We start from the raw sequence: 17640 nt of genomic DNA, 5'->3' as shown, positions 1-17640 counted from the left end.
ACGCGGATTTCTCCAGAGGCGATGTTCACACCGACCTCGACAAAGTGTGAGCCGAAGGGGGACTACTGCTTTTCTTTGGTGAACTCGCCGTATTCCATGAGTTCCTCTGCGACCAGCCCGGAATTTCCGACAGCTTCGCCGAGCGGAACGTTTCGTTTGTTAGAGCGGAAATGACCGTCACTGAAAACTGCATCGGCAGCCGGGATGCACAACTTGGTGGCGAGGAACTCGCGCAGTTTGGTGCAGGCCGGCATACACGCCTGCGGTTGAGCTGTTGCCGCACAATTGACCACCGGAACCGGCGGATGCGGGGAAGCTGGAATCTCCGAGACGGACCAATACTTTTTCAATCGGCACTCCCATCCTTTCGGCGGCGGTCTGGGCGATGACCGTATAGAAGCCGGTGCCGATCTGGGTCATGTCGGTCTCCCCAGTAACGACGCTTTGTTTGTCTAGATGCACGCGGGCAACCGACTTTTGTGAGTAGGCTGTTGCGGAATGCCGAGACCACTTCGCCGATGAGCTAGTCCCCCTTGCGGGTTTCCCCGACTGGGCGATGCGCTTGTTCCAGCCGAACCGCTCGGCACCAAGACGCAGTCAGTCGATGACCCGTCATCTCAGAAAAATCATGACTAAGGTTTATAACATACGTATTATTAGATGTTTATTAGTTGGAAGGTCAAATTGAAAAGCTAACAGGGTTTTCTCGGCTCATTGTAACAGGTTAACGATTAGATATTTACGTTTCTTGGTAAGGCGATTTTGACGTGTTCCAACACTCATGTTAGACACAATCGCCCGTTTTGCTACTCTTGATCAGCATAACAAAATATATATAAGTTAGTTAGGTAAATTCGTTTATGCACAATTGCCCCAAAATCGACGCTCTGCAATCAAGCAAATACGTTGATTCGGAGCTGTTAGAGTGCGGGACTATCATTCGGCTATATACACGACAGTTTGATTATCAGTATGATCCAGACACCTAGAACACCCCCCCTATTTGGAATTTTCGCCACACGTGTTCCATTGGCTACACTTTCGTGTACCAATGGTACATCTGAGTGTTCCATCAAGAGGGGGGGGTACTGGCGTGGATTCGCGGAGAATAGGATTTCACCAACTGTTCCATTGAACAATCTGAATTTCCAGCCTAGCTTCCCACCATGGGCTCGTCGGCGGTCGAAACAATCAGACAACAACTTCGCGAAAAGTTCCCGCAGGCTCACGGCTTGCGGGCCGAGCCGCAGGTATCCTTATCCGGGACACAGCCCTTCCATGCGGCGGCTTTCCCGCTCGGAGCGATTTCGGAAGTGATCCCTGCCGGACCCGTCGCGGGAATCTTGTTGATGGTTGCCGGTCTTCTGGGGGAAGACGATGGGGCCGGTCTCCAGCCCGAGATGGTGTTGGTGGACGGAGCGGATGGTTTTGACCCGGATTCATTCGTGGATGCCGCCTGCTCGAAGTTGCTATGGGTGCGCTGTCGTTCCGCGCTGGAAATGATCAAGGCGGCCGATCTGCTGATTCACGACGGCAACCTGCCTTTCATCTTGCTGGATGCGACGGGGCTTGATCGTCGCGAGCTTGGTGACATCCCCGCGTCGGCATGGTGGCGCATGAAACAAACCGCCGAGAGGAATGGCAGCCGTGTGGTGATCATGGCTGCCGCGCCGCTGGTGCCGTGTGCGGGTTTGCGGCTGATGCTTTCCGCTGACTTGTCCCTCCGGCACTTCGATGCGGATCGGTCGGAGCTTCTGGATCGGCTGCGTCCGGTTTCCCAATCCCTCCGGCGTGCCACCTGACCGTGATGTTTGTTTCCCTCCATCTGCCGGATTTCACAGTGGTCGCCGCATTGCGGACGAACCCGGCGGCACGGGCTTTACCCTGCGTCGTGCTTGCCGGTCGGGGGGGCGGGTGAATCACTGGAAAAACTTCCCCTGCTCGCGATGAACCTGCTGGCGCGCGACACCGGGATCCAAGTCGGCTGGCCGCTCAACCGCGCTTTGATCCGTTGTCCTGATCTGGTGGTGATTCCCCGCGACCCGGCAGCGGAATGCGCGTTGCGGGATGAGCTCATCGAACTGGGCGAATCGCTGGGACCGGATCTTGAAGCCACGGCAAACGACACGGTGACCATCGACCTGTCCACGCGCCGCGCACCCCTTGGCGACGGACTTGCATGCCTTGAAGTGGCTGGCGCGGGAATCTGGCACGCCTGCGCCGCCACCGCGGATCTCGCCCATCTTGCTGCCAGGCACGAGGCGACACAGGGGCGGACCATCGGACCTGCCGATCTCGCAGCGCTGCCATTGGAAATACTCGGTTCGTTGACCGGCGATAAGAAAGCCATGGCGGTTCTTGAACTGTGGGGCATCCGGCGGCTAGGCGACTTGATGGCATTTCCACGTCAGGCATTGGCGGAGCGATTGGGGACTGAGACCGGACAGTGGCATGACATGCTTCATGGGAAATCCTCTCGGCTGCTGCGTATTCATCGTCCGCCGGAATCCTTCGCTCAGGAGTTTGATTGCGATGATTCCATCACTTCGTTGGAACCCTTGGTTTTCGCGTTGAAGCGGATGCTGCACACGCTGGCGGGGCGTCTGGCATCGCGGCACTTGGCGGCCAGCTTGTTGCGGCTGCGGCTGAATTTGGAAACCGGTGAGGCCCTCGAAAGACAGGTGCGCCTGCCTGAGCCGCAATCCCAGGTGGAGGGCATGCTTTCGCCGCTTCAGATGTGGTTGGAGTCACTGCGGCTTACCGCACCAGTCGGCAGCATGCATCTGGATGTGGAAGCGACTTTCGGTGCCTCCGCCCAGCGCGAATGGTTCGGAAGACAGATGCCTCAGCCGGAGCGGTTCACAGAGACGCTGGCGAAGTTGGATGCATTGTTGGGAGCAGGTCGGGTCGGCATCCCGGATCGCGGGAAATCCTTCGCGGCGGATTGTTTCAGGATGTTGCCGGCACTGGACTCTGGCCGGACCGTTTCCCGCGAAACCACCCGCACCGAATGCCCGGTGCCGTTGCATCGGTTCAGACCGCCTCGCAAGATCGCGGTGGCACACGAGATGCGGGACCGCAAGCCTTGGCCACTGGCCGTCCTCAATGGTCCGCATCCAGGGGAAATCATCGACCGACGCGGGCCATTCCCGGTCTCCGGTGAGTGGTGGCGTCCTGACGAGTCGTGGCAACGGCTGGAGTGGGACATCCAACTGGCGAGCCGACATCTCTTGCGGCTGGTCTTTCAATCTCCGGACGAGTGGGAATTGCACGGGATTTATCGATGAGCGCGGTCTTTACAGAACTGCATGCGTGCTCGGCTTTTTCGTTCCTGCTCGGCGCGAGTCAACCGGAGGCGATGGTCCGCAGGGCTGCTGAGCTAGGCTACGACTCGCTCGCCATCACGGATCATGCGGGGTTCTATGCCTCGGCGCGGGCACACCATGCGGCGAAGGAATGCGGCATCCGGGCCATCGTGGGATGCGTGCTGGATCTGCCGGATGGCTCCCGCTTCCCGGTGCTGTGCGCGACCCGTGACGGATACCGGATGATGAGCCGGCATCTGACGGATCGGAATCTAGCGCCGGAGGTGGCCCAATCCTTGCGCCCCACGGACGGGCACTTGATCGCACTGACAGGGGATCGCAGCGGTCCGGTCTGCCAGCGTTTGCTGAAAAACGACAAACCGGGAGCGTTGTCGGCGGCTCAGCTCATGGTGGAGATGTTCGGACGGCAGAATCTCTACGTGGAACTCATCCGCCAGGGACTGCGTGACGACGGTCGTCTGAACCGCCATCTCGTGGATCTGGCCCGACACCTGAAACTCCCGGTCCTCGCCAGCAACGCGCCCCTGCACGCGCGGCGTGGTGACCGGTGTCTGGCGGATGCGTTTACCTGTCTGCGCCACCACGTGCCGCTGGATGAGGCGGGCAAGCTGCTGGCGCGGAACTCCGAGCGACATCTGAAGTCTCCGCGCCAGATGGCGGCGTTGTTTGCGGATTTGCCGGAAGCGATTGTCAACTCCCGCCGGTTGGCGGAGCGCATCGGATTTACCCTTGAGAACCTCGACTATCGGTTCCCGGATTTCCCGGACGGCAGAGGCAATCCGCTTTCAATGACAGAGCAGACGACCTTGCTGCGGCGGCAAGCGTACGCCGGGGCGTCGCGGCGCTATGGGGTTTGCAATGAAGACGTCCGCAAGCAACTAGAGCACGAACTGGCCATGATCCACCGGCTGGGGTTTTCCGGATATTTCCTCATCGTAAATGATCTCGTCGAGTTTGCCCGCGGCAGGGGGATCTTGTGCCAAGGACGGGGATCGGCCGCGAACTCCGTGGTATGTTACGCGCTGGGAATCACCGCTGTGGACCCCGTCGGCGGAAAACTCTTGTTCGAGCGGTTCCTCTCGGAAAACCGGAAAAGCTGGCCGGACATCGACATCGATTTCCCATCGGGCGAGCGACGGGAGGAGGTCATCCAGCACGTCTTTAAAAAATACGGCCAGCGTGGAGCGGCGATGACGGCCAACGTGATCACCTATCGGGGCAAGCTGGCGTTCCGTGAAATGAGCAAGGTGTTGGGATTTCCTCCATCCGTGGCGGAAAGATTTTCCGGCACCCCTTCCGCATTCAAAGGGGAAGGCTCGAAGAGCCGCAGCAAGGAGGAGCGCGAGGATGAATTCGAGGAACGCATCTCCAGCATTCTGCCGCCGTCGCATCCCCGGCTGGCGGCACTTGCGCATCTCTACCATGCGGCGCTCGGAATGCCTCGTCACCTGGGGCAACATCCCGGTGGCATCATCGTTTGCGACCACGGGCTGGATTCAAGCGTGCCGCTGCAACCCGCCACCATGGTCGGGCGGAACATCGTGCAGTGGGACAAGGACGACTGTGAGGATATGGGCATCGTGAAGATCGACCTGCTCGGATTGGGCATGCTCGCGGCCATCGAGCACGCATTGGAGATCCGCACCCGCCGTGGCAAGCCGGTGGACCTGGCACAGATTCCAAAAGATGATCCCGCCGTGTTCGACCTGCTCTGCCGCGCGGACACCATCGGCACCTTCCAAGTCGAGAGCCGGGCACAGATGGCGACACTACCGATCATGCGACCCGCGACATTCTATGACCTCGCCATCGAAGTGGCGATCATCCGCCCGGGCCCGATCGTCGGCGATCTGGTGCATCCCTATCTCAACCGTCGCAACGGGCGGGAAGCAATCGACTACATCCAACCCGCTTGTAAGGAGACGCTGGAGCGCACACTGGGCGTCCCGCTGTTTCAAGAGCAGGTGCTGCGCATCGCGATGGATGTGGCGGGATTCACAGGAGGCGAGGCCGACGAACTGCGGAAGGCGATGGCCTTCAAACGGGACGACAGCCGCATGGAGCAGGTGACCGCCAAGCTCAGGCTGCGGATGGGTGAACGAGGGATCGATCCTTACGTTCAGGAAAAGGTGGTCGACTCCATCGGCTCATTCGCTCTTTACGGATTTCCCGAGAGCCACGCCATTTCCTTCGCCCTGATTGCCTACTCTTCATGTTGGCTGAAAGTGCATCACCCGGCGGAGTTCTACACGGGTCTCATCAACAACCAGCCCATGGGGTTCTACTCGGTGAACACCCTGATCCAGGATGCGAAACGGCACGGTATCCGCCTGCTGCCCGTATCGTGCGTGTGGAGCGAAGAGGTCACCGAGGTGTTGGATGACTCGACGCTGCGGCTCGGGCTTCTGCGATTAAAAGGACTCGGCTCCACCACCGCAGCGAGAATCGTCGCGGAACGGGAAGTGCGGCCTTTTGCGTCGCTGGAGGACTTCCTGTCGCGTGCCCGCCCTACGGCGAAGGAGAAGCGGTTGCTGGCGCAAGGGGGCGCGCTGAATGACCTTCCCTTGGTGGAGCATCGGAGGGAGGCCTTGTGGCAGGTCGAACTGCCCCTGTTCGATGATCTTCTTTCCACCGGAAATCAAACCCATCTCGGCATCATGCCACCCATGGAAATGGGCGAGCGCCTTTCCGCTGACTATGCGACACAGGGTGCTTCAATTGGACCTCATCCGATGCGTCTGTGGCGCGAACGCTCAGGCACCCGGCAATTTCAGCGGGCCAAGGATTTGCAGAACCTCCCATCGGGTTTTCCCGTCAAGGTGGCTGGCATGGCCATTTGCCGGCAACGGCCCGGGACAGCGAAGGGGCACTGCTTCATTTCCCTTGAGGATGAAACCGGAATCGCAAACCTTTTCATCAAGAAGGAGACGTTCCACACCTTCCGGCTCGTAATCACGAGCGAACCCTTCCTTTGCGCGGTAGGCCGGCTCCAGCGCTCCGAGGGGGACCTGCCCACCGTTTACGTCACCAGCATTTCCCCGTTAGCTGACGTGGACCGGGAGCACGCAACTAAGTCGCATGATTTTCACTGAGAGGCGCGAAGCGACGGCTCATCAAGACTCTGATTATTAAATTACTAGCGCAAGAATAGGGTCACTCGGCGTCAGCTCTTGTGACAGGGTATTTCAACAGAATCTTGGTAATCTCGTCCATGAGCCCGGTATCTCCGCGGTTTAATCCTTCAAGGACTGCTTCCTCAACCAGTTTTAACCAGCTGGCTGCTATTCGATTTTGTATAGGGTATGAGGCCACCTTGCTGAAATTTTCAGCCGCCTCTTGATGATTCCGGGTGATCTCAGCTTCGATCTTGGACATCACATCAGCATGGCTCAAAGGCATCCCGGACTCTGCAAGAATTGTCGCGCCCGTTTCGTGGCTAGCCGAGAGCCACTTTTCTGAGACGCCCGTCATCTTAACAATATCATTTTTAAGATTTTGCGTCATTTCAAGCGTCCCAATTTCGACACGGCAGACCAAACTCTCCGAACGTCCCAGCAGCTCCGCTAACCCACGCTGGGTGGCAAACTCTTTTAAGGATGGATGCCCTTTCATGAATCGCCTGAGAAGTTTCAGAGGGTGTTGGAGTTGCATGCCGAATCTTCGGAAATTCTCATCAGCTGATCAACCAAATAGTTCAACAATATCTAAAATTAAAGTAGTAAAGTTATAAAATGCGCTTGCTGTGCGGAAATGGAGAGCTTACCCATCTGGCAGCCCATGCACAAGCTCGCCACAAGCCGTCAGACGGAAGTTCGAAAGACGAACTTGCGACCCCTTGAGCACATGCGGCAAGAGCCCGCAGAAACAGAGGAAGTGCACCCAACCCAAACAGAGGATGGAGTGCTCCAAGCGAACATCATCGGCGCAGATAATCCGATGGGTTGGGGATTCAATCGGTTCCCAGCCAGCAAAGGCAACAAGGCATAAGTAACAAACGACACATGCCTCCACTCTCATTACTCCAAACCTTATTGGTAAGCTCCGCAAGATGCGAGAGTTGGAGACGCACGACCAGTGCGGAGAAGCTCGAACAAGCAATGCTGACACACCCTGAGCTTATGCTGGATGTGCAACAGAGAATATACGAACGCCGGGGGATCCGGACCGCGTGTTGCTACGACGCCGCGCACATCCCCGGAGTCATGCGAAAGCGCACCATCAAAAGCGGCAGCAGAAAGTCGCGGGATGTTTACAGTCCCATGGACGAGGACTACTGTCAGGCGCAGTATTACCAGATGGGGATCATCACTCCGATCGCAGAATCGGTGGCCCACCAGGACACACATGGGTTCAGGCTGGGCAGAGGGGTCGAGACGGCCATCCAAGCAGTCTGCGCGGCCCAAGGAAAACACGCGGACGCCGTCATCATCCAAGTGGACGTGAAAGACTGCTTCAACACCATACCGCTTGGCGTGGCAGAGGAGTTTTTCACACCGGCAACGTGGGCCTATGTGAAAGCGGTCCACAGCCGCTATCAAGAATACACGCGGAGTGGCGCAGTGGGAATACCTCAGGGGCATCCCATCGCAGCAGGGACGACAAACATCGTCATCAGCAAGCTCCTGCACGGGGTGCGGGCGCGATACGAAGGTGTCGTCGACATCATAGTATACGGTGACGACATCACACTGACGGGACCTCGCGCATCCACGCGGGGGGCCCGGGAGGAAATAAGGAGAACCCTCCAGCAGCAAGGGATGGCGCTGAACCCAGCAAAGTCCCGCGAGACACGCACGTTGCGCAACGAACCGATCCAACTGCTCGGATATGAGCTGCAGTGGCTCAGCTACGACGGAGCACCCGTCATCCGACCAAAACAGTCCGCATACGACCGACTGACCGAGGGAATCGCAACCGCGATCGACTTGGAACACGCCCAGCAAATCCACCAAGGGTGGATAAACGCATATCGCCTGAGCAATGATCCTCGCCACGGCGAGCGCGTCGAGTGGGCGACAAACGAAGGCGAGCACCTCAGGGCAGCACGCCAGAACACGACTTACGGCCCCGGCAACGGGGGAACGCTTCGGACCGCCGAAGACAGAACAAAATTACGCAGATAGTAAGGCGCGACGGAGCGCCACCCCGGGCCAGCAGAGTGCAGAAACTCTGCTGACAGGGCCCACTTTACTCAAATTTTTAAAGGGTGCCGAGGATTCGGCACCCTAAGCCTTTCGCTTCTCCATCTGGAGGGGCGTGAACGAAAAAATAAACACAACGATGAATAACCAAACACAGCATTATCCTCATTACCCTGTCCCTGCGTCCCCATTTCCAGGAGGGGCGTCGATCCCTCCCGCGGTGCCTCAAGGTCCGCCATTGTATGCGCCTGCGAATCTGCCCCCTCCGGCTGACGCGTCGTGGCCAGCACCACAAATTCCCATTCCCGTGATGCCTCACGAGGCAACCGTCATCCCAAAACCGTTCCCTCGCACAGACAGTACGCGTGATGTTCGCTTAGTAGAACGTTCCGAGATCCGCACCAGACCCAACGCCTGTTTGAGACAGGAGTTGAATTTTGAACGTGTCTCCCTTCTGGAGAAACGCGTTTCTAAAAAACATGCCCAGCTGCTGCCTATCGTCGTCTGGAAAGCTCCAAATGGAGACTTGGTTTTGATTGACGGGTGGGCGAGAGTTGCCGTTGCAGATCGTTTGAAATTGAAGCTGCTCCCAGCCGTAGTAATCAACCGACCTCTGGAAGATGCCTTGGTGTATGGACTCCGCATGAATATTCCGCACAACGGAAGTTTAAGGCCGAGCAATGATTCACTCTATGCACTGGGAATTCTTGCGACCGCACTTGGACGTCCCGTTACTCCCGAAGAAGCTGAAAGTGTAGGGCTGACATACTGCCTGAACGAACCAATCGATGCAAAGTCCCTGACTTGGTTGCGCTGCCCTCAGTTTCCACCGGCTCCCTCAGCTCCGGATGAGACGATTTCCAAGCCCAAAAAAACCCATGCCTCAAGCGACGGAAAATCGTCGCGCGGCAAGTTTCCAACAACTAAAGGCTGATAAAAGCAAGGATTTGATTGAATCCGCGAATGAAATCCGCATGTTGGCCCCGGCGAATATGAAATCTGACGCTTCCATCATGGTGGGGAATCCTCCCCAGCCCGAACGGGTTTCAGATCACGTATTCGTCGTGAATGATGAAAAAGAAGCCGAAGGTGATGGCTTCGCGAACGACGGCACCAGAAATGCCAAGCCTTCGCGAGCGTCTCCGCTCCTCACGCTCTCTTTTGCTGGCCAGTCAACAGGCATCAGCAACTGCAACGATGGTCCGAGTCAAAAACAACGACTGAGCAGATGTAGGTGACGCCTACATCCATCCGATACTCGAAAACCACTAACCGCCTCGGGACTAAAACCCCCGAGGCGTTTTGTCGCTGCGATATGCTCACCGCGCTGCAATCACGTAAGTGCTACCAGAAATCAAGTCGGCCTACTTTCTTTCAAGTAGGGGTGACGCCGCCAATGTCCCGGGGGAGGCAACTTGATGCCGAGCTTTACACAATGCTTCCGGAGGGCCACGTCTGACACGCCGATGTCCGCTGCGGCGTGTATCAAGGGCATCTGCCAGATCAACGTTTCCAGCGAAGGTTTTGCAGGCCAAGCTGTCGACTGTTGGCTCGGCAATCTCACGTCAGGTTGGCTCGCAAGCAGTCTTTCGGGAGTCAAATTCCAGAAATCGGCAAGAGTTTTCTCATCCTCGATGGTATTACGATAGTGACGGTCCATCATCTGGACTGAAGTGCCACAGGCGAAGGCTGTTCGTGCCTCGTCTTTGTCACGCTCGGACTGAAAAGAGATCGACGTGTGGCGAATGATGTTTTGGATCCACTTGGTCGCTCCGGTGGCCTTTTTCAACGCCTTCATCTTGTAATCCCAACCTGCGGGAAGTCCGAGAAAAGGATGGATTTTCAGCCATGCCTCAAGCACAGGTGGGATTGGTACAGTACGTTTCAATTTGCGCCGCATTTTCCCGCCTGTCACACGAACAGCCTTTCCACTTATGTCTTCAGGCTTGAGATCTGCGAGCTCGCTGGGACGAAGACCGATAAACAGCCCGAGGGCAGTGGGCGCCGCCGCAACTCCGTCCTCGTAACGGACGGCGGCATAGAGCAGGCGCTTCACCTCCTCCAACGAAAGCACTGCAATCTGGGTCATATCCTTTGGCAGTCGGTCAAGCCGTTTGCAAGGATCTTCCGGGCAGTAATGGTGACGCACGGCCCAGTTGAAAAAAACCGAAAACGCCTGGCGGTATGTCCGTGTCGAATTGACATTCTTGAAGCGCGCCAAAAGTTTTTCAATGTCCGAGACCGTGTAAGAATGTAACGGCTTGTTCGGATCAGGTTTCAACAGGAGCTTGAGGGATGAAGAGTAGTGCTGCCGGGTTCTATCCGACACCGTATGGCGGCCGTTGATAAACTCGTCGTAAGCATTCAGGACCGTCGTCGCTTTGATTTCCGCCCGATAATGAGTTTCGGTAAAGGCGAGAGCTCCGTCCAGGCTGATGCCTTTCCCGTCTGCCCTCGCTTCGAGGTGGACGTAGTGGGAAACAATCTGCGAGAGACTCCTGCCTCCTGCGCTCAGGATCGCGGATTCCGCATCTGCCAGCTCTTGAGCAGTGAGGCGGGTTCGTTGCACGCGTGGTGCTTCCACATGCCCCTCTCTTGCAGCCTCCAAATCGGCGAGTACCTGCTTTGCTTCGTATTCATCCTTGAAGTTTCTCCTGACCTTCGACCCGTCGGGATTTTTACCTGTGACCCGATATGAAACGGATCCAGATTTATTCCGATAAGTGACTACCTTGAAATTTCGGATCTTTTTCGGCCTTCCCATGAATTGTTTTGGACAACTATTCGTGCAACCGTCAAGAGATACTTATCTTTATGTAATTGAAATATATGATCATCAGTGAATTATAAATTCTGTATGACTGATTTGTAATCAGTAGGTCGTCGGTTCGAGTCCGACACTCGGCTCCATTTGGAATTCAATCGATTAAGGGTCCCATCTCTTCGATTTCCTCAGTCTCAGGAGCTATTCCGACTCCGCACCAATGTTGGGAGGGCGCGATTTTTTAAGGCTTCAGGCAGGTTTCTGGTCTGCGTTGAAAAGATCTTGGTTCATCCGCATTTGGCGATGATTCGCAGCCTGCGTTCCATCCATGTTCAGAAATCCGTCATGCCATTTCCGCTAGGGTTGGCTCGGGGAACATGTCCGGCAAGCGCGCTCTTCAAGGCGGAGTGGTAAGCCTTGCGGGACAGTTCGTAGCCACCGAATTGGCTGAGGTGACTGGTCATCCATTGGGTGTCCAGAAGCACGGTTCCATTCTCACGCAAGGTCCGGACCAACGCGACGAGAGCGATCTTCGAGGCATCGGTCTTGCGGGAGAACATGCTTTCTCCAAAAAAGACTCCGGGCAGCGAAACACCGTAAAGGCCGCCCTGCAATCCGTCGGCATCCCAGCACTCGACGGAGTGCGCGAATCCCAGTTGATGGAGACGGCAATAGCTTTCGAGGATGGTTTCATCGATCCATGTTTCCTCGCGTTCGGCGCAGCCCAGCATGACTTCCCGAAAGGCGGAGTTCCACCTTATGTCGAAGGGTTCGCGCCTGAGCGTTTTCGCCAGGCCATGCGGGATATGGAAGCGGTCATCCAGCGGGATGAGTCCGCGTTTTTCCGGGGAAAACCATTGGATTTCCCCCTCATGCGCCATGGGGAAAATGCCTTGGGCATACGCTTCGAGCAGGATCTCCGGCGGAATGATTTTCATGGCGATGGTCGTCGGACTTGCCGGATGGTGTTTCCCCAAAATCCGGACTCGTCCGGTTCAAGCTCCGCCTGTCCGGGGTGGCGGCAAACCTCCTCAGCCGCTGATGATGGTGGCGAAGGCGTTGTGATCGTGGATGCTTTCATGGTTCACCGCCTTCACCTTGAAGGAAGCGACGCGGCTGTCCGCACGCAGGAGCGCCGCCGCGTTCCTGACGACGTCTTCGACGAAGACGGGATTGTCATAGGCCTGCATGGTCACGTGGCGCTCGTCGGTGCGTTTGAGCAGCGCGTAAACCGGTGCGGAACCGGATTTCTCCGCGACCTCGATGAGGTCCTCGATCAGGATGAGCTCCCAGCCGCCGTCCTTCGCCTTGGGCCGGACTTCGAGGGTGACGTAGCCGCGTTGGTTGTGAGCGCCGTATTCGCTGATCTCCTTGCTGCACGGGCAGAGCGTGGTGACGGGCACCGTGACGCAGAGCACGAAGTCATCGACGGTTCCATTGGAGGTTCCCTGGAACACGACATCGCAGCCGACCTTGGCCGGGGCTCCGGAGACGGGTGCTTTTTTCGTGACGAAATAAGTGAAGGCGACCTCGATGTGCGCCTCCTCGGCATCGAGACGTTTTTTCAGATCGTGCAGGATTTCCGGCAGGGTGCGCATGGTCACCTCGCCCTCGTGTTTGCTGAGGACTTCAAGGAAACGGCTCATGTGGGTGCCCTTGAAATGGTGCGGCAGATGCACGGACATCGCGATCTTCGCAACCGTCGGGAATGGTTTGCCATCCTGGTCGAGGACCTGGATGGGATAGCGGAGATCTGAGACGCCGACTTGGTCGATGGCGAGGCCACGGGTATCGGGAGTGGCCTGAATGTCGGGCAAGGTGGATTTCTTGGACATGTATTTAGAGAGAATTGGAGTATTCCGCCCAGGAGGAGGAGGTTTCCCACACACGGACGCGGACAAGCCGTACGCCGGGGGCGAGCAGGTAGCGGGTATCCGTGCGGGCGGCATACGCGGCAAGCGCTTTTTCCGTGTGATCGAAAATTGTGCGGGCCATCAGCTCGGTGGTCGGATCCTGGTTTTCAAAACCGATGACGCGGTCTCCGTAGCGGCTTTTGAATTCTTCGTAGGCCGGGTCCGCCGTGTTCATGCACAGCGCGTGGTCGAAGGTGTCCAGCCAGTCTCCGACAGCCTCCTTGATGATCTTGAAATCGCAGACCATCTGGTGGGAATCGAGTTCATCCGCCTCGATGACGAACTCCACCTTGCGGGTGTGGCCATGCGGAAAACGGCATTTGTCGGGATGCCGCGTGAGCATGTGGCCGTTTTCCACTTCGAGGGATTTGCAGATTCTGTAGGGCATTGGGAAGAAGTTGATGGTTGGGAGTTGATCGTTGATGGCAAGAGGAAGAATCTGTGGAGTGAATTTTCTCACTCTTTCCATCGACTCTCAACCATCCACCATCAACTTGGGCAGTTCCGGCGTTTGCTCATAAACGGTCGGATCGGCAAGCCCTGCAAGGATGAACGCCTCGCGTCTCTCGACGCAGGTGCCGCAGGTGCCGCAGTGGATCTGGTGGCCTTTGTAGCAGGACCATGTTTCGGAGAAATCGATTCCCAGTTCGACGCCACGCCTTGCGATGCCGGTCTTGTCAGTGTCGATGAAGGGTCGGAGGAGCCGGATTTCCGCGTAGGTCCCCTGCTCCATCGCGGTGGCCATGGCCTGCATGAATGGCTCGCGGCAGTCGGGATAGATGGCGTGATCCCCCGAATGCGCGGCGATCACGAGTCCGTCGGCCTCCACGCTTTCCGCATAACCGGCGGCGATGGCGAGCATGATGCCGTTGCGGAACGGAACGACGGTTTGCTTCATGTTCGCCTCGGCGTAATGCCCGTCCGGGATTTCTCCTCCGGATTGGAGCAACGTCGATTTGAACAAGGTGTTCATGAAATCCAATGGAATGACGTGGTGCGCGACTCCGTTCCGGTCCGCGTGCAGTTTCGCGAACGGAATTTCCTTCGCGTTGTGCTTCGAGCCGTAGTCGAAGGACAGGGCGGCGACGACCTCGTGCGTTTCCAGGGCCTCATAAAAGGCGGCGACCGAATCCATCCCGCCACTGAGCAGTACGCAGACTTTCATGCGTCACATTCCGGGTAAACCGCTTCCGTCGTGAGCTGGATGCCTCCGCGGGGAGCGAATTCGCCCCGCACGACGAGCTCCTTCGGTTGGAGCGCCGCCACGAGATCGTCGAGGATGCGGTTGACGATTTCCTCGTTGAACGCGGGTTGGTTGCGGAACGAGGCGAGATAGAATTTCAGCGACTTGGTTTCCACGATGGTATCACCCGGCACGTAGCGGATCTCCAGATGCGCGCTGTCCGGTTGACCGGTAACGGGGCATAATGAGGAGAATTCCGACGTCTTGAGCGTGATCCAATACCGGCGGCCGGGCCGCTGGTTGGGAAAAATTTCCAATTTCGCCTCGTCCGGACTGGCGGGCAGGCGGGACTCGGCTTTTCCAAGCAGGGACAAATTCTGAAGATCTTCGCGACCGGGCATGGCCGGATTCTGAAACGCCGTGCGAAAAGGTCGATTTTTATTTTCGCACGAAGGATTCCACCATCACGTCAATTCGTCACCTTCATCCGGAAAAACCGGTTTTCGGGAGCTGCGATGAGCAGGCGGTAAACGTAGAATGTCGCGTCATTGGTGACTCTCCCGTTTCCCACGTTTTTTCGTCCGTCCCCGAAATTCTGGATCACCCCGGTGGTGGAGAGCATCCTCACCGAGGGGCTTTGGAAGTCATTGTCATTCGCCACGAAGAGGAAGTAATCGTCCGTCCGGGACGTGGACAGATCCGGGACAAGCGACATGCCTTCCAATTTTTCCTGAAGGGTGAACAGATCCGGCGCGGAGTTCGTCGTGTTGATGCCGAATTTCGCGTGATCCGCCGGATTGAGGATATTCACCACGTCCTTCGACGCCGCGGCCCTGATTCCCGCACGCAACACTCCACCGGGACTGACCGCCGCGCCTTCGGTGTCATACTGCCCGAGAATATTGGTCGCCGAGCCGAAATCGACAAGTTGCACGGACTTGTAGACTCCGGGATCCGTGGAATCGCTTCCGAGGCCATTCCCATCCTGCGGCAGCATGAGGAATTGCGCGGGTCCTATTGCCACGATCTCGGATTGGTTCGCCGTGCGGTTGATACCAGAGCCGTTTCCGTTGGAATCGTAGCGGGGAAGCTTCACCACATACTCGCCGATCAACTGGGGAGCATCCACCAACATGCCGCTGATGTCGTAAACAAAAAGCCGGGTATTGTTGCGGGTCTGGGCGTCCGCATGGATGTCCTGCACGAGTCCGCTCTGGAGCAGCGCGAAGAGGCGCGTGCCATCCGGAGTGACGGCGATGCCCTCGATCCCCTGGTTTTCACGGCGACCGGTGGTGGGGGTGTTTTCAGAATCGAAATTCAGCGTGCCGGCCGGCCGGTGCGGACGTGCAGCCTCCGGCAGTCGGGTGATGCCGGTGATCTTCCGGGTGGAGTCGAATCTCGCGATGCAGGCTCCGTATTCGTCCGAGACGAAACCGGAACCATCCGGCAGCAGTTGCAATGCCTCGGCATCGAAACTCAGCAGGCTGAGCTGGTTTCCGCCCGGCCCGTTCGCCGTCGTAACCGTCCCCACCGCCTGACCGAACAAGGTACCCACTCCGGTCGGATTCAGCCCCGTGGTGAATTTCGTCACGGCACCATCCTGGTAGGTGAATTTCGTGGAACCTTTATAAACAGGCACCACCTGTCGCAGGGCCACAGGACCGGCGCCATAATACGGGGCAAAGGTGAATGCCAGCTTGTGGACCCGCGCGGCGTAATTGGAGAATGTGCTGCCGACATTGAAACCCCGGTCCGGAAGCATGTTCAGAACCCCCGAAAATTTTCCCTGTCCACTGTCGTAGCTCCAGCCCGTGATGCAGAGTCCGGACGATCCTCCCAGCGTCTCTCCGAATTGATCCAGCGTGGCGGCGGAGATCCTTCCCACGCCGACCATCCCCAGATTCTCCACCCTTATTCCACCAAGCGCGGCTCCCGCGGTATCCTGCAGATTTGGCGTGAGATGGTCGGCGGATTGGCCGGCAGGCGATGGCGCGGTGCCGGAAAGGGTGTGGATGATGCTGGTTGTTTCACTATCGGACGATGCGCTGGTGAAATCAAGATCCAAGCCCGGAACGGCGGTTTCCCAATTCACGAGATCACCGGATGTTTCGAAAACTCCGGCGACCTCCGAAATGCCGGCACGTGTGGAATGCCTGAGTCTCATGCCGGTGGAGCTCCTCACCAGACGTGGCAGGTTACGGGTATTCTCACCACTTTCCGGATTGGTGGCGAAGTAATATTCCAGGCCATCCGCCAGACCGTCCTCATCACCATCCTGGCCGAACGCGCCAATGGTGATGGATAAGGTTTTCACCTTTGAATCGCTGCCATTCTCCGCCGTCGCGGTGACGCTGACCGTATGATTTCCGCCCCGGGCATATCGGTGTGTGACCACCGCTCCCGAGCCGCCGTCTCCATAACCGTCCCCGAAATCCCATTGGTAGGAAACATCGCCCGTCGCATTTCCGACAGTCGCCGTGAAAGTCACCGTTTCACCGAAGCGCACGCTGGTTTGATCCACGGTGAAGTCCACCACGGGCGGAGATCCCGCCGAACCGATCAACCCCGGCGATCCCAGGTCATCCCCGATCGCCGCCTTGAACGTGCTGAAATTCACCCCCGTCGCGAAAGTGTAACGAGGACTGGCGGTGCCATATGTCGGGTCCCAGATCAGCGCCTGCGTATCGTCCCCCCCTCCAGCCGATGGCCCGGCATGACCACCGCCAGCCAGCGAACCGTTGGACCTCGTGAATCCAGCAGCCGAATACCTGAAATTGAAGATTTCCACACCGGATGCGTTGAACAAGGTGATGGCGTCACCCGGTCCCAGTCCGGGAGCGCCGGTCGTTCCGAAAATCTGTACGTTCGATCCCAGCCCCCACCAGTTGCGGAAGGCCGCGGCGGTGGCACGGGTGAAGATGACCGACTCGCCGGGTGAGATAAGCGTTCCCGCTGGAACGGGCACCGCAGCGGAAAAACTCCGGGCTTCGTCCGTCCATCGATAATTCGCCAGGGAAATCGTCGAACCGCCGAAATTGGTCAGCTCCCAGTAGTCGTTCGCCCCTGATGCAGTCGCCGTCGACGACTGCTGCGACTGGATCTCCGTGACCAACAACTGTCCGCGCAGCGGCATTTGCGAAACAAACACCGCCGATACGGCGATAAGGACGAAACGGGTTTTAAACACGGGGGAACCCGAAGCTGACCTCGAAAAAGCATGGACACAATCCCTTATTGTTCCGCGCACCGTCTGTACCAGACATCAGAAAACGGCGATTTCTGGAAATCATTCGGGATTCCTGACCAGCAGCTT

The 17640-nt window shown here is 57.6% G+C and carries 16 protein-coding genes; 6 read left to right on the top strand and 10 right to left on the bottom strand.

Translation table 11 applies throughout. The annotated features are described in order from the left end of the window. Nucleotides 1-62 precede the first annotated feature (62 nt). Together JIN84_RS17215 and JIN84_RS23490 are read right to left on the bottom strand one after the other, a co-directional pair. Nucleotides 63-254, bottom strand: coding sequence for a hypothetical protein (locus tag JIN84_RS17215; RefSeq protein WP_200352307.1), 192 nt, complete (start codon nt 252-254; stop codon nt 63-65). Further along, on the bottom strand, nt 178-558 hold the full coding sequence (locus JIN84_RS23490) for a molybdopterin cofactor-binding domain-containing protein (RefSeq protein WP_345779551.1): 381 nt from the start codon (nt 556-558) through the stop codon (nt 178-180). Before JIN84_RS23490 ends, JIN84_RS17215 begins: the two co-directional genes overlap by 77 nt. A 755-nt stretch (nt 559-1313) precedes the next feature. Between JIN84_RS23490 and JIN84_RS17205 the strand changes: the two genes are divergently transcribed. The 3 genes from JIN84_RS17205 (at nt 1314) to JIN84_RS17195 (ending at nt 6418) form a co-directional block, all read left to right on the top strand. Next, complete coding sequence (locus JIN84_RS17205; protein WP_200352306.1) at nt 1314-1802, top strand: hypothetical protein; 489 nt, start codon at nt 1314-1316, stop codon at nt 1800-1802. A gap of 144 nt (nt 1803-1946) precedes the next feature. Further along, entirely contained in the window at nt 1947-3287 is a 1341-nt protein-coding gene (locus tag JIN84_RS17200; RefSeq protein WP_200352305.1) for a Y-family DNA polymerase, read from the top strand. Beyond that, nucleotides 3284-6418, top strand: a complete 3135-nt coding sequence (locus JIN84_RS17195; RefSeq protein WP_200352304.1) for a DNA polymerase III subunit alpha — start codon at nt 3284-3286, stop codon at nt 6416-6418. Before JIN84_RS17200 ends, JIN84_RS17195 begins: the two co-directional genes overlap by 4 nt. Nucleotides 6419-6479: 61 nt before the next feature. Here the strand turns inward: JIN84_RS17195 and JIN84_RS17190 are convergent, their stop codons facing one another. After that, nucleotides 6480-6938 carry a hypothetical protein gene (locus tag JIN84_RS17190; RefSeq protein ID WP_200352303.1) on the bottom strand — a complete coding sequence of 153 codons (459 nt, stop codon included), beginning with the start codon at nt 6936-6938 and terminating at the stop codon, nt 6480-6482. Nucleotides 6939-7528: 590 nt separating this feature from the next. Between JIN84_RS17190 and JIN84_RS17185 the strand changes: the two genes are divergently transcribed. The 3 genes from JIN84_RS17185 (at nt 7529) to JIN84_RS17175 (ending at nt 9705) form a co-directional block, all read left to right on the top strand. After that, complete coding sequence (locus JIN84_RS17185; RefSeq protein ID WP_200352302.1) at nt 7529-8449, top strand: reverse transcriptase domain-containing protein; 921 nt, start codon at nt 7529-7531, stop codon at nt 8447-8449. Between the two features lie 328 nt (nt 8450-8777). Continuing rightward, a complete protein-coding gene (locus JIN84_RS17180; protein ID WP_200352301.1) occupies nt 8778-9401 on the top strand; it encodes a ParB N-terminal domain-containing protein in 624 nt (207 codons plus the stop codon). Beyond that, nucleotides 9346-9705: a hypothetical protein gene (locus tag JIN84_RS17175; RefSeq protein WP_200352300.1), complete on the top strand. Its 360-nt coding sequence runs from the start codon at nt 9346-9348 to the stop codon at nt 9703-9705. The genes JIN84_RS17180 and JIN84_RS17175 overlap by 56 nt, the downstream gene beginning before the upstream one ends. A 116-nt stretch (nt 9706-9821) precedes the next feature. On the opposite strand, the gene JIN84_RS17170 is transcribed toward JIN84_RS17175, so the two are convergent. The 7 genes from JIN84_RS17170 to JIN84_RS17140 form a co-directional block, all read right to left on the bottom strand. Then, nucleotides 9822-11231, bottom strand: a complete 1410-nt coding sequence (locus tag JIN84_RS17170; RefSeq protein ID WP_200352299.1) for a tyrosine-type recombinase/integrase — start codon at nt 11229-11231, stop codon at nt 9822-9824. Nucleotides 11232-11563: 332 nt separating this feature from the next. Beyond that, entirely contained in the window at nt 11564-12169 is a 606-nt protein-coding gene (aat, locus tag JIN84_RS17165; RefSeq protein ID WP_200352298.1) for a leucyl/phenylalanyl-tRNA--protein transferase, read from the bottom strand. A gap of 93 nt (nt 12170-12262) precedes the next feature. Then, nucleotides 12263-13066 carry a GTP cyclohydrolase FolE2 gene (gene folE2 / locus JIN84_RS17160; RefSeq protein ID WP_200352297.1) on the bottom strand — a complete coding sequence of 268 codons (804 nt, stop codon included), beginning with the start codon at nt 13064-13066 and terminating at the stop codon, nt 12263-12265. A gap of 4 nt (nt 13067-13070) precedes the next feature. After that, on the bottom strand, nt 13071-13532 hold the full coding sequence (locus JIN84_RS17155; protein WP_200352296.1) for a 6-pyruvoyl trahydropterin synthase family protein: 462 nt from the start codon (nt 13530-13532) through the stop codon (nt 13071-13073). A gap of 87 nt (nt 13533-13619) precedes the next feature. Beyond that, nucleotides 13620-14309 carry a 7-cyano-7-deazaguanine synthase QueC gene (gene queC / locus JIN84_RS17150; RefSeq protein ID WP_200352295.1) on the bottom strand — a complete coding sequence of 230 codons (690 nt, stop codon included), beginning with the start codon at nt 14307-14309 and terminating at the stop codon, nt 13620-13622. Next, entirely contained in the window at nt 14306-14728 is a 423-nt protein-coding gene (queF, locus tag JIN84_RS17145) for a preQ(1) synthase (protein WP_200352294.1), read from the bottom strand. The genes queC and queF overlap by 4 nt, the downstream gene beginning before the upstream one ends. A 68-nt stretch (nt 14729-14796) precedes the next feature. Further along, the gene (locus tag JIN84_RS17140) at nt 14797-17514 is read right to left on the bottom strand and encodes an esterase-like activity of phytase family protein (RefSeq protein ID WP_200352293.1); all 2718 of its coding nucleotides are present in this window, start codon (nt 17512-17514) and stop codon (nt 14797-14799) included. Nucleotides 17515-17640: the final 126 nt, after the last annotated feature.

Source organism: Luteolibacter yonseiensis (genome assembly GCF_016595465.1).
Classification (GTDB): Bacteria; Verrucomicrobiota; Verrucomicrobiia; order Verrucomicrobiales; family Akkermansiaceae; genus Luteolibacter; species Luteolibacter yonseiensis.
The sequence above is the reverse complement of the archived record's forward strand: the minus strand, read 5'-3'. Positions and strand labels throughout refer to the sequence as shown.

Excerpts from the sequence above, each read along its gene's own strand:
- JIN84_RS17190 (WP_200352303.1), bottom strand. The coding sequence starts at position 6,938 with ATGAAAGGGCATCCATCCTTAAAAGAGTTTGCCACCCAGCGTGGGTTA.
- JIN84_RS17185 (WP_200352302.1), top strand. The coding sequence starts at position 7,529 with ATGCGAAAGCGCACCATCAAAAGCGGCAGCAGAAAGTCGCGGGATGTT.
- JIN84_RS17200 (WP_200352305.1), top strand. The coding sequence starts at position 1,947 with ATGAACCTGCTGGCGCGCGACACCGGGATCCAAGTCGGCTGGCCGCTC.
- queC (WP_200352295.1), bottom strand. The coding sequence starts at position 14,309 with ATGAAAGTCTGCGTACTGCTCAGTGGCGGGATGGATTCGGTCGCCGCC.
- JIN84_RS17170 (WP_200352299.1), bottom strand. The coding sequence starts at position 11,231 with ATGGGAAGGCCGAAAAAGATCCGAAATTTCAAGGTAGTCACTTATCGG.
- JIN84_RS17180 (WP_200352301.1), top strand. The coding sequence starts at position 8,778 with ATGCCTCACGAGGCAACCGTCATCCCAAAACCGTTCCCTCGCACAGAC.
- JIN84_RS17215 (WP_200352307.1), bottom strand. The coding sequence starts at position 254 with ATGCCGGCCTGCACCAAACTGCGCGAGTTCCTCGCCACCAAGTTGTGC.
- JIN84_RS17175 (WP_200352300.1), top strand. The coding sequence starts at position 9,346 with ATGCCTCAAGCGACGGAAAATCGTCGCGCGGCAAGTTTCCAACAACTA.
- aat (WP_200352298.1), bottom strand. The coding sequence starts at position 12,169 with ATGAAAATCATTCCGCCGGAGATCCTGCTCGAAGCGTATGCCCAAGGC.
- JIN84_RS17195 (WP_200352304.1), top strand. The coding sequence starts at position 3,284 with ATGAGCGCGGTCTTTACAGAACTGCATGCGTGCTCGGCTTTTTCGTTC.
- folE2 (WP_200352297.1), bottom strand. The coding sequence starts at position 13,066 with ATGTCCAAGAAATCCACCTTGCCCGACATTCAGGCCACTCCCGATACC.
- queF (WP_200352294.1), bottom strand. The coding sequence starts at position 14,728 with ATGCCCGGTCGCGAAGATCTTCAGAATTTGTCCCTGCTTGGAAAAGCC.
- JIN84_RS17155 (WP_200352296.1), bottom strand. The coding sequence starts at position 13,532 with ATGCCCTACAGAATCTGCAAATCCCTCGAAGTGGAAAACGGCCACATG.